The 11,106-nt window shown below is 51.4% G+C and carries 11 protein-coding genes; 9 read left to right on the forward strand and 2 right to left on the reverse strand.

The annotated features are described in order from the left end of the window. Window positions 1–76: 76 nt before the first annotated feature. Together ftsW and TY10_RS02030 are read right to left on the reverse strand one after the other, a co-directional pair. Window positions 77–1,192 (reverse strand): putative lipid II flippase FtsW, encoded by a 1,116-nt coding sequence (ftsW, locus tag TY10_RS02025; RefSeq protein WP_155985658.1) that lies wholly within the window; start codon window positions 1,190–1,192, stop codon window positions 77–79. 1 nt (window position 1,193) lies between these two features. Beyond that, window positions 1,194–1,538: a YugN family protein gene (locus TY10_RS02030; RefSeq protein WP_042160083.1), complete on the reverse strand. Its 345-nt coding sequence runs from the start codon at window positions 1,536–1,538 to the stop codon at window positions 1,194–1,196. A 229-nt stretch (window positions 1,539–1,767) separates the two neighbouring features. Between TY10_RS02030 and TY10_RS02035 the strand changes: the two genes are divergently transcribed. The 9 genes from TY10_RS02035 (at window position 1,768) to TY10_RS02075 (ending at window position 10,677) form a co-directional block, all read left to right on the forward strand. Next, window positions 1,768–2,964, forward strand: a complete 1,197-nt coding sequence (locus TY10_RS02035) for a M20 family metallopeptidase (RefSeq protein ID WP_042160085.1) — start codon at window positions 1,768–1,770, stop codon at window positions 2,962–2,964. A 75-nt stretch (window positions 2,965–3,039) separates the two neighbouring features. Next, window positions 3,040–3,462 carry a CBS domain-containing protein gene (locus tag TY10_RS02040; RefSeq protein ID WP_042160110.1) on the forward strand — a complete coding sequence of 141 codons (423 nt, stop codon included), beginning with the start codon at window positions 3,040–3,042 and terminating at the stop codon, window positions 3,460–3,462. Window positions 3,463–3,641: 179 nt separating this feature from the next. Continuing rightward, window positions 3,642–5,306 (forward strand): DNA repair helicase XPB, encoded by a 1,665-nt coding sequence (locus tag TY10_RS02045; protein ID WP_042160087.1) that lies wholly within the window; start codon window positions 3,642–3,644, stop codon window positions 5,304–5,306. A 25-nt stretch (window positions 5,307–5,331) separates the two neighbouring features. After that, on the forward strand, window positions 5,332–7,239 hold the full coding sequence (locus TY10_RS02050) for a hypothetical protein (RefSeq protein ID WP_042160089.1): 1,908 nt from the start codon (window positions 5,332–5,334) through the stop codon (window positions 7,237–7,239). 101 nt (window positions 7,240–7,340) lie between these two features. Beyond that, the gene (locus tag TY10_RS02055; RefSeq protein ID WP_042160111.1) at window positions 7,341–7,811 is read left to right on the forward strand and encodes a YlbF/YmcA family competence regulator; all 471 of its coding nucleotides are present in this window, start codon (window positions 7,341–7,343) and stop codon (window positions 7,809–7,811) included. 56 nt (window positions 7,812–7,867) lie between these two features. After that, on the forward strand, window positions 7,868–8,131 hold the full coding sequence (locus TY10_RS02060; protein WP_202903132.1) for a YlbG family protein: 264 nt from the start codon (window positions 7,868–7,870) through the stop codon (window positions 8,129–8,131). Between the two features lie 187 nt (window positions 8,132–8,318). Beyond that, window positions 8,319–8,756: a hypothetical protein gene (locus tag TY10_RS02065; RefSeq protein WP_042160090.1), complete on the forward strand. Its 438-nt coding sequence runs from the start codon at window positions 8,319–8,321 to the stop codon at window positions 8,754–8,756. A gap of 122 nt (window positions 8,757–8,878) precedes the next feature. Continuing rightward, window positions 8,879–9,790 (forward strand): selenium metabolism-associated LysR family transcriptional regulator, encoded by a 912-nt coding sequence (locus TY10_RS02070; RefSeq protein ID WP_042160091.1) that lies wholly within the window; start codon window positions 8,879–8,881, stop codon window positions 9,788–9,790. Beyond that, window positions 9,781–10,677, forward strand: a complete 897-nt coding sequence (locus TY10_RS02075) for a PHP domain-containing protein (protein ID WP_042160093.1) — start codon at window positions 9,781–9,783, stop codon at window positions 10,675–10,677. The genes TY10_RS02070 and TY10_RS02075 overlap by 10 nt, the downstream gene beginning before the upstream one ends. Window positions 10,678–11,106 lie beyond the last annotated feature (429 nt).

Genomic DNA, 11,106 nt, shown 5'->3' on the forward strand with positions numbered 1-11,106 from the left:
TTTTTATATTCTGTTTCTCATGACGGTTGGACTCGGTCGTTTTGGACGCTCCTGTTTGTTATGCTCTCGCGATATGCTAAGCCAAAATGCCGACACTCATCAAGCAGACGAACAGCGATGTGCCTCCGGCGCTGATGAACGGCAAGGTTACGCCTGTTAACGGTATCGTGCCGGTGACACCGCCGATGTTGATGAACGCTTGGATGCCAATGCTGGCCACAATGCCGACGCCAACGATTGTGCCGTACTGATCGGGGCAGCGAAGCGCGACAATCAAGCCCCTCCATAAGAACAGCAGGTAAGTCAGAATAAATAAGGCAGAGCCGAGAAACCCGAATTCCTCCGCAATAATCGAGAAAATAAAATCATTGTACGGGTAGGTCAAGTAGTGAAGCTTCTGCACACTTTCTCCAAATCCTGCTCCGGCGAAGCCGCCATGCCCCAGCGCTTGCAAGGAAGAAACCAATTGCAAGCCCGTGTTTTCCTTATCAGCTAAAGGGTCAAGGTAGGCGGTAAATCTCGCAATCCGGTATGCCCACACTTCAGGAGGCTGAAAGGCCATCGATAAACTGACAACAACGGTCAGAATAACACCGATAATCGAGCCTGCCATAAAGATGTGCTTCAGATTGGCGCCGCCTGCGATAATCATAACGATTGCAGTAGCCGCCAATATCATACAAGAGCCCAGATCCGGCTGCAGCATGATGAGCCCGCAAATAAAGCCGACGATGATTAGGACTGGCAGCAGCCCTTTTTTGAAATCGCGAAATTTCTCGTCCTTCTTGGATATCAGCGAGCCCAGATACAAAATAAGCGCCAGCTTGGCCAATTCCGTAGGCTGTATGCGCAAGGGGCCGATCGGCAGCCAACTGCTCGCACCATTTATCGGTTCAGTGAAGGGCACGATGAGCAGCATTATAAGCACAGGTATGAACAGGAAGATAAAGCCTTTCTTGTAGAACTTATAGGGCAGGTTCATTAGAAACAGCATCATGAATACGCCTAGTACCGCCCATAGCAGTTGTTTCTTAAGAAAGTAGAAGGCATCATTGTTGAATTTCTGAGCTACCAAGGCGACATTTGAGCTCGCGCTGAATACCATCACGAGCCCAAAGCCGGCTAGCAGTATCGCAAGGATGAGAAGCAGAAAGTCTGGTCGTCCACGACTGCCGTTCTGCGTATTTCCCATACTACGCAAGCAGCTGCTTCAGCTGTTCCAGCTTCTGATTCGCAATGCTCATAATCGGTTCTGGAATTACGGATTCATATTCCATGCCATGCGGGAACGTTGCTTTTCCAATGTATACGGCTTCAATAGCCAGTACGGCATGCGGGTTTTCCAGCTTGCCTTCTACGGCACGTGTGTTGATGCGCACGAAGTATTCAGAGTTGGTCGCGCGATCTTCCAGCTTCAAATCGTATGTAGCGCGATAATATTCCCATTGCCAACGAACGAAGCCGACCTGCTCCGCGGAATCGTCCAAATGCGAGAGTTCGCTTTGAACACCGTCAAGGCCTGTATTGTTAATAATCATTGTAGTTCCTCCTTAGAATTCGTAAGCGTAGTGAATTGGACGTACTTTGTACATTCTTTTCCCATGATAGTATGTTTCCCCAGTCTGTGCAACCCTTACTCCGTCCTATAATCTACAATGCAGGTGACAGATTAACGAAATGTAGGACAGCAGAACAGCGAAGCGATAATCCGCTTTCTCTTTGGCGCCCGGTTCTGGTAAAATGGAGTGAAAAGGAGGTTTGCAGAAAATGAAGACAAGCGGCGAACGTCATGAACGGCTGCAGCGTCTTTACCCGGACATGATCCGGTGGCGCAGATATCTCCATCAGTATCCGGAGCTGTCTTATAAGGAGACAGAAACATCGAAATGGATTGCCAAGCAATTAAGAGCATTCGGTTGCGAGGTGAGGGAAGAAGTTGGAGGATACGGCCTCATTGCTATAGTTAGAGGAGCATTGCCCGGGCCGGTCGTCGCCCTCCGAGCCGATATAGATGCTTTGCCCATTCAAGACGAGAAAGACTGCGAATATGCATCCAAAATTCCAGGCGTCATGCATGCTTGCGGGCATGACGGCCATACAGTCGCATTGCTTGCTGCGGCCAGCTTTTATCAGGAGCAGGCGGCCAGCTTGGCCGGTGAAAGACGGTTTCTGTTTCAGCCTGCTGAAGAAGTAACACCAGGCGGCGCTTTGAATATGATCAGAGACGGTGCTCTGGACGGCGTGGATGCGATTTATGGTGTGCATCTATGGTCACCGCTTCCGTACGGTCAGATTTCGACCAAAGAAGGCGCGTTTATGGCTTCCGCCGACGAATTTACCCTGGATATTATCGGGGCAGGCGGACACGGCGGCATGCCGCATCACACGATAGATACAATTGTTGTAGGCTCTGCGCTCGTACAAGCGGTGCAGTCCATCGTAAGCCGAAGCGTCAATCCGCTTGAGCCGGCCGTTGTAACCATCGGTTCGTTCCAGGCGGGTTCGACGAATAATGTCATCGCCGACCGCTGCCGCATGAAAGGGACGGTCCGGGCGTTTGATGAAACGACAAGGACGCTTATTCATAATCGATTGAAAGCGGTTATTCACTCGACCTGCGAAATGTACGGGGCGGATTACGAGCTCGATCTTCGGATCGGCTACCCGCCGGTTGTCAATGACGACCGGGAAGCGGCACGCTGCTTGGATGTAGCCGGGCAGTTATTTGGCAGCTCTGCCACCGTCCATGCTGATGCGGTAATGGCAGCAGAGGATTTTGCCTATTATTTGAAAGAAAAGCCTGGCTGCTTTATGTTCGTTGGTGCTCGCAATGAGGAGACGGGAGCCAAATATGCGCATCATCATCCCAAATTTGATATAGATGAGCGTGCGATGATTCATTCCGCTGAGATGTTGATTGGCATGGCGGAAAGTTTTACCGAGGAGTGGCTCGGCAGCCGCTAGGGTAAGTTAAGGTTGATATGACCTTATTAATCTTAGGAGGGTTACCAGTTGAACAACAGATCGATCAGGCAGCTTATGTCCACTGATTGTGTCACAGCGGCGCTTCAGGATAATGTGTATGAGCTCGCAGTATTAATGAAGCGTCATGATATCGGCTTCGTTCCCATTGTAGAAGGTTCCAAGCTGATTGGCGTCGTAACGGACCGCGATCTGGTCGTCAGAGGTTATGCAGAGAAGCATTCCGGCTCTACGGATGTAGCGACAGTTATGACCCGAGAGGTGAAGACGATTAGTCCTGAAGCGACTGCAGATGAAGCGGCCAGAATAATGGCGAATAACAAAATTCGCAGGCTTGCTATCGTTGAGGATGGCCATTTGATCGGTATAGTGGCGATTGGAGATTTGGCCGTTCGCGATATTTTCGTTCACGAAGCAGGGGAAGCATTAAGCGAAATTTCCGAACAGGGTGCTGATACGGGGCAGTTATCACATCATTAAGCAACTGCCATACTATAGAAGAACAGGAGTATTCCGAACGCAAAGGTCGGTATGCTCCTGTTCTTCATTTTTATGTGCAGCAGAGCATAAAAACGGTCCGATAGCTTCATAATTAGAAGTGAGACAGCAGCGGAGAATTTTCCTAATCAAAAAGATGAATAAGAAACGGGGGGATCGCCATGCTGGAAAGTCAGGACGGACCGCTCATCATACAATCGGATATGACGGTGCTGCTCGATAATATGCACCCTATGTCTGAGGAAGCGCGAGATCAGCTCGGCCTGTTTGCGGAAATGCTGAAAAGGCCCGGCAACTGGCATACCTACCGGATTACAGCATTAACGTTATGGAACGCCGCAGCCGGAGGTATGGGAGCAGTTGATGCAATTACAATATTAACCCGCTACGGACGCTATGGTTTGCCTGCTTTTGCGGAATCCAGCATTAGGAGATTAATGGACCGCTATGGCAAGCTGCGTATGGAACGTTGCGGTGAACGGCTGCTGCTGTGCGGGAGCTCGGAGCTTCTTGATGAGCTTCTGGAGAAGAAAGAGCTGGAGGCATGGCGCAAGACGAGGACGGGTAGCGAGGAGCTGGAGGTGTGTCCCGAAGACAGAGGGATGCTAAAGCAAGAATTGACCCGGCTAGGATATCCGGTCGTTGATCTGGCCGGCTACCATGCGGGCGAGTCATTGACGATAGAGCTAAGATCCGCCACACGTCAGGGCAAGCCTTTTACTCTGCGGGAATATCAGCAGCAAGCCGTCGAGCGCTTTTACAGGGAAGGAACGGTTCAAGGAGGGAGCGGCGTCATCGTATTGCCCTGCGGAGCGGGGAAGACGATCGTCGGTATCGCAGCGCTCGTCCAGCATCGAAGCGCGGCGCTCATTTTAACCTCAAACGCCACATCGGTAAAGCAATGGAAGGAAGAGCTGCTGGATAAGACGACACTGCAGTCTTCCGATGTTGGCGAGTACACCGGGGTGACCAAGCAGGTACGGCCGATAACGATAGCAACCTATCAGATTCTGACTCACCGCAAATCGAAAGACGAGCTGTTTCGTCATATGAAGCTGTTTTCTGAACGGGATTGGGGGCTCATTATTTACGATGAGGTTCATCTGCTTCCGGCTCCTATATTTCGAATGACGGCGGAGATTCAGGCGACGAGGCGTCTCGGCTTAACGGCAACGCTGGTTCGCGAAGACGGCTGCGCGGAGGACGTTTTTTCGCTGGTTGGACCTAAGCAATATGATTTGCTGTGGAAATCGGTTGAAGCGAAAGGACATATTGCGGCCGTCACCTGTACGGAGATTAGAGTCCCTCTTGATCAGGGCATTACCGAGCTGTACCATAGCGCTGAAAATAAATCCAAACTGCGGCTCGCCGCTGAAAATCCAGGCAAGCTTAATGTCATTAAGCGGCTGCTTAGCCGGCATGAAGGAACTCCGACGCTAATTATCGGTCAATACTTGCAGCAGCTGCACCGGATAGCGGAGACGCTGGACGTTCCAGTCATAACCGGCGAATTGCCGATACAGGAGCGGCAGCAGCTCTATGACCGCTTCCGTGCTGGCGACGTCCCGGTGCTGGCCGTATCGAAGGTCGCTAATTTTGCCGTGGATTTGCCCGATGCGGCGGTTGCAATCCAGGTGTCTGGAAGCTATGGCTCCAGGCAGGAGGAAGCGCAGCGGATCGGCCGGATTCTTCGCCCCAAGCAGGGAAGGAACGAAGCCTGGTTCTATACGATTGTGAGCGATGGCACGAATGAGACAGAGTATGCGCTGAGAAGGCAGCTCTTTATGGTGGAGCAAGGCTATCACTACGAGCTTGAAAAAGGATAATGGGAAGAAAGGAGCCGCTTGATACATGGACGTGAGACAGCTGTCGGAACGGCTTTCGGCCGGCAAGCAAGCGGAATTTATGGAAGCTGCCGTCTGGCAGCCAGCTACCCGAGAGGGTCTTGGATGGCCGGATGCCGCTGCGAATGCTCATTATATGGAGTTGGCTGCCGAGTTGCTAAGCAATGGAGCTCGAGCTGTGTTTCGAGCTTTGCTTGCCAGATACGGCCCGGTTCCGGTGCTGGAAGAACATCTGTTGCGCGATTGTCCGGCAGATGCGGGATTGTCTCGTGCGGAATTTCGGTGCGGATTGAATGAGCTGCTGCAGGGGGGCTTATTGTTTGCTGCACGCCGGAGCTGGGGGGAGCGATATTATTTTACGGCTTTGGACAGCTTCCGGGTTTGGCGGAACTGCTTCATGTCCTGCGCTGCTTCTCCTGTAACGGACAAAGACGGGCGGCTGGAAATGACGGCGGAGCCAGCTATGCCGCTAGGCAGGCAGCTGCTTGCATCATGGACGGAGCTCGCCCGCTGTGGTCTGGAATTGACGGCAAAAGGCCAGCTCGTCAAAAGAACTGTGCAAAAAGCGGGTCAGCCCCTGGCTGCTGCCGATGCCCCACTTGCGAGACTTGGTTCGGTCGGCGGAGATTCAGGTGCCAGCTACCCGCTGGGACTAGCTTTGGCGCTAGAAATAGCTAGGCGCTTGGAAGTGCTGGTGCCCCAGCAGAAGCGGCTGGTCTGGCAGACAGCAGCATTATCCGGATGGATGGGGATGCCCGCATTGCTTCGGGAATCTATGCTGCATGAATGGTGCATGCAGCACTTAGCTTCCCAGAAGCCGCAAGCTGCACACGCGGCAGCCGTTTTAAGCAGTTTGGAAGCGGGTAAATGGTATGAAGAGAAGCTGCTGACAGATCATCTGCCGGAACTGCTGCAAAGGCCTCAGCAGCATGGAGGGGAGTCCGCGCCGGTCTCCTTCTTATGCTGCTGGGAGGAATGGGTGGAGCTTTTACTGGCTTTCGGCTGGCTGGAGCGGGCACAATCTCCGGCCGGACCGATGCTGCGATGGCGGATCGAGCCGCTCAGCAGTGGAGCAATTGCTTCACATGCAGCTTATGGCGGTCCGCTTCGTTCAGCGCCTGTTATCGTAGAACCGAACGGAGACGTGATTGTTTTTCCCCACAGCAGCTTCATGCTGTTATGGGAGCTTGAGCTTATCGGGGAACGCACATCTTCCGCTGACGGGCTAACGGTCTATCGGCTTAGTGCTGCGTCAACAGCCAGAGCGTTAACGCAGGGACGATCGCTGGAATCTATTCTATTATTTTTGCAGGAGGCTTCCGGTATAGAGCTTCCGCCGCTTGTCCGGTCATGCTTGGAGGACTGGACACTTTCTTCCAGGCAGAGCGGGAGGCCGGGCAATAGACAGAGTGAGCTGAAACTGATGGAATCCAAGCCAGAATTAGAGTCGAAATGGAATCCGGCGCTTGCATTAGAAACGTTCCAAAGTTTTCCTTTTCTGAACGCTAGCATGGAAGTAAGGTTTAAAGGAGTCATTCCGCTGGGTCCATCTGCAGGGATGCTGTATAATGGCTGGCTGGAGCAGCATTACGAGCTGCTGGAGGAGGACGGAATACAACAGCCTTTTCCAGAGCTGGAGCGTGTGCCTGTAAGCTGGGTGAAGCAATTTCGCTCTTATCATCACTCTACGAAAAAAGAAATGCTGGAGCGTGCGCTGTATTGGCATTCACCGGTTCAATTGAAGATAGAGGGTGACTTGCTTGCGTTTGTTCCGGACAAGCTGGAGCAGGATGGGGGCGGCTGGGCCGTATCCGGCTTGCTCCGGGAGAAACAGCAGCAGCGGCAGGTAACGTTGACTCCCGACATGTGGGAGGAAATGAAGCTCGTCCTGCCGGGCATGAACGGGTTTCTGTAAAATGGTATCTATTCGCTTAAGTATTATGATATGATAGTAAAGAAGTAAGCGAATTGAGAAGAGGTGAATAAATGCCCAATGCTATGAGGGTTTCTGCCTACATGCCAGAACAATCGTACGATGCAAGCGGCGTTTCTTCGCTCGATATGGCGTCGCTGCTGCTTAGCGCGTATGAGCTAGGCGATTCGATCAATCAATCGGCGGAGGTTGCCGAATATTTATATTGGAAAGATGCTGTCAACCGTGATGTTCAGGTGCAGCAGAAGATGAAAGAGTTCGCGAAGGCGAGGGAGCTTTATGAGGAATGCCAGCGGTTTGGGCGTTTCCATCCTGATTTCCACGCTGCCAGGGGTAAAGTGAAGGAGATTCAGCGCGAACTGGACGAGATAGAGTCTGTCTCCAAGTTCAAGGCGGCCGAGCAGGAAGTCGATACGATGCTGTTCGAAGTATCTCGGCTTATCGCGGAATCGGTGTCGGAGACGATCAAGGTTCCGAGCAACGAAGGCACAGGCAAGGGCGGGGGTTGCGGAAGCGGCGGTTCCTGCGGCTGCGGAAGCGGCGGCTGCGGCTAGATGAAGGAATGCTGCTCGGCAGCGAAGTTGAGAAGATCTTACGGAGGGAAGAGATGTTGTTAGCCGAACGAACGGGATATATTATTTGGGTCAGCGATCTGAAAGCGGCCAGAAACTTAGATAAATATGGCACGGTCCATTATATGTCACGCAAAATGCATTATGTCGTTATGTACATGAATGCAGAGCGGGCAGAGGATGCTGTGCGCAGCATCGGGCGTCTTCCATTTGTCCGCAAGATCGAACGATCCTACCGTAATGAGCTTAAGACCGAGTACACCAAAGATAACGATGACAAAACGCGTTTTTACAGCATGTAGTAATCGTACAGTAACAACAGGAAGACGGTTTGAAGGTGAAAGATTGCCGGAAAACCGTCTTCTTTTTTCATATAATTACATTTAATTCCAATATTGGTGCGGCTTTATTTTAATGTTGAAAAATCGGACAATCATGGTAAAATAATAGTAAAATAGGCCTGGTTCTTTGGAAGGGGTGTGGTTTGTAATGAAGGACAAAGTGACTAAAAGATGGAACACCTACGAAACATTTTATATCGATTTGGGCGATAAAAAAGTAGCGGACATCGTCATCACGAACCACGCGAGGAGCCGCTGGTCTGATCGCGTAGAAACCGAGAAGACCGGGTATGAGGATATTGCAGAATTTCTCTGGGAATGCCTGAAGAAAGAACGGGTCAAGCCCTATTACCGTAACGAACAGGACGTTTATTTAATCGATGACGATCTTGTGTTTGTAGCCGAGTTTACTGTATCAGAGAATGATACTGACCTGCTCGGAAACCCACTACATAAAATGATTATCGTTACTTTCCTTGGACGAATGTCGGAAACGATTGAACTGCGGGATCTGAAATCTTACTACTCATGGCTGCGCCACTCTAGAAGAATGACATTAGTGAAGAACAGTAGAAAACGAAAATAAATGTTAAAAAATGTATAAATATTATAAAGGCGTGACTCGGATTGAACGAGCCGCGCCTTTTTGATGCGCCCATTTGCGGCCTTGTAGTATAATAGGCGTCATAAGAGAGGGTGGTCACACAGATGGCGCTTAATTTTCATCAGCTGCATATTTTTTACACGGTTGCGGAACGGGGGAGCTTCTCGGCGGCAGCAGGCGCGCTGCATATGACTCAACCTGCTGTAACAATGCAAGTGCAGTCGCTTGAAGACTATTTCGGGACGAAGCTGCTGCTGCGCTCAACGAAGCGAATCGATTTGACGGAAGCCGGCAAAGCTCTAATGCCCTATGCCCGGCGCAGTATCGAGCTTATTCGTGATACCGATCAGGCGATGTCAACGTTTACGAAGCAGTTGAAGGGAAAGCTGCAGCTAGGTGCAAGCTTGACAATCGGCGAGTATATTTTGCCTCGGCTTCTTGGGCCTTTTGGCATGGAATTTCCTCATATTACTATAAGTATGAAAGTTATAAATACGGCACAGATTATGGAAGATATTTTGAATCATCAATTAAATTTCGGTCTGATCGAGGCGCCGGTTAACCATCCGGATATGCATATGGAAGCGGTTATGAGTGACGAACTGAAGCTCATCGTGCCGAGAGGACATCCGCTTGCAGGGCGAACGGACGTTATGCTGGACGAGGTGGCGGATTATCCGTTCGTACTTCGCGAGCAAGGCTCCGGAACACGTCTCGTGATGGAGGAACAGTTAAAGCGCAAAAATATCGATCCGGCCGATCTGAAAATTGTTATGGAGCTTGGAAGCACTGGTGCCGTCAAATCAGCGGTCGAAGCAGGGCTGGGTGTCTCCTTTCTGTCGTCATCCTCAGTCAAACATGAGGTGGCGCTTGGACTTCTTCATATCGTACCGATTCATAACGTAAGGTTTAGGCGGCAGTTCTACTCCATCTATCTGAAATCGGCTGTGCTGCCGATTTCTGCGGTTACGTTTCTAACCTTTTTGAGAGAGAGGGATCTGCAACAATGGCTATAGCAGTCAACGGTAAGGCGGATTTGCATACACACACGACGGCTTCGGATGGAACTCAGCCGCCTGCGGCTAATGTAAGGCTGGCAAAAGAGGCAGGGTTGGCCGCGATTGCGATTACAGACCACGATACGATGGCCGGTGTCGAAGAGGCGATTGCCGAAGGGGAACGAATCGGTATAACCGTCGTGCCGGGGGTAGAGCTGAGTACAGTTGCCGAGGGGCGTGATATTCATATTCTGGGATATTACACAGATTGGCGCGCTGCGTTGTGGCAGGAACGGCTTGCCGGGCTGCGCAGCACGAGAGACCAGCGCAATGATATGATTGTCGAGCGGCTGGTACAGCTCGGTGTGTCCATCACAATGGATGAAGTGATACACGCTGCGGCCATGGAGGGAGCAGGAGACGACAAGGGCAAGGGAGGCGGTCCGGACAGAGCTGCCGGAAAGACCATCGGGCGTCCCCACATTGCCGCGGTGCTATTGAATAAAGGCGTCGTATCGTCCATGAAAGAAGCGTTTGACCTTTATTTGGCTGAAGGCGCAGCGGCCTATGTCAATCCGCCCCGGCTTCATCCCTTTGAAGCGATTGAATGGATTAAGGAAGCAGGCGGAACGAGCGTCATCGCGCATCCGGGACTGTACGGAGATGATGAACTCGTCGAGACGATTATCCAGCGCGGCATTGAAGGCATTGAAGCCTATCATTCCGATCACGATACCGAAGCAGAAGCACGTTATGTTGCGATGGCAGAGCGCCATGGCCTGCTTGTGACAGGGGGCTCTGATTATCACGGCGAGCGGCAGGGTAAAGTGTTCCACGGCGCAATCGGCAGCCGGACGGTCGACGCAGACGTGCTGCAGCAGCTTGATAAGCGGGCGAGGGCATAGCTGCCGGAGCCAAGGTGCTTGCAGGTGGTGTCAAACTGCAAAAGTACATTTTGATTGCTCCGTTTTAGCCGAAAACAGGCTTCAAAATGCAAAAATACATTTGAAATCGCGAAAAAAGGCCGAAACGACTCGTTTCGGCCTTTTTAAACTGCATTTTTGCATTTCGAGGGTGTGTTTGAGCGCTTTAGGACAGCTTCAAACTGTATTTTTACATGTTGAGCTTGGCTGCCAGCACTTCTTATGAGAGAAGATTCGGACTATGTCCCACCCCTCTTGAAACAATGTCCACACTTCTGGCGTGCGGTGACATCGCGATACGCAGCAGTCGGTCACATGTTCGGAGTATGGTCACACGTCAGTGGTCTCCTATCTCGTGCGGCGATCAACGCAAGGGCCAGCTGTGAAGAAACGATGTTATTCGTTTCTTGC

The organism is Paenibacillus gorillae, from assembly GCF_000513275.1.
GTDB classification, from domain to species: Bacteria; Bacillota; Bacilli; order Paenibacillales; family Paenibacillaceae; genus Pristimantibacillus; species Pristimantibacillus gorillae.

Bases quoted from the DNA above. Each gene is read 5' to 3' on its own strand.
- TY10_RS02050 (WP_042160089.1), top strand. From the start codon at position 5,332: ATGGACGTGAGACAGCTGTCGGAACGGCTTTCGGCCGGCAAGCAAGCG.
- TY10_RS02070 (WP_042160091.1), top strand. From the start codon at position 8,879: ATGGCGCTTAATTTTCATCAGCTGCATATTTTTTACACGGTTGCGGAA.
- ftsW (WP_155985658.1), bottom strand. From the start codon at position 1,192: ATGGGAAATACGCAGAACGGCAGTCGTGGACGACCAGACTTTCTGCTT.
- TY10_RS02045 (WP_042160087.1), top strand. From the start codon at position 3,642: ATGCTGGAAAGTCAGGACGGACCGCTCATCATACAATCGGATATGACG.
- TY10_RS02040 (WP_042160110.1), top strand. From the start codon at position 3,040: ATGTCCACTGATTGTGTCACAGCGGCGCTTCAGGATAATGTGTATGAG.
- TY10_RS02030 (WP_042160083.1), bottom strand. From the start codon at position 1,538: ATGATTATTAACAATACAGGCCTTGACGGTGTTCAAAGCGAACTCTCG.
- TY10_RS02035 (WP_042160085.1), top strand. From the start codon at position 1,768: ATGAAGACAAGCGGCGAACGTCATGAACGGCTGCAGCGTCTTTACCCG.
- TY10_RS02055 (WP_042160111.1), top strand. From the start codon at position 7,341: ATGCCAGAACAATCGTACGATGCAAGCGGCGTTTCTTCGCTCGATATG.
- TY10_RS02065 (WP_042160090.1), top strand. From the start codon at position 8,319: ATGAAGGACAAAGTGACTAAAAGATGGAACACCTACGAAACATTTTAT.
- TY10_RS02075 (WP_042160093.1), top strand. From the start codon at position 9,781: ATGGCTATAGCAGTCAACGGTAAGGCGGATTTGCATACACACACGACG.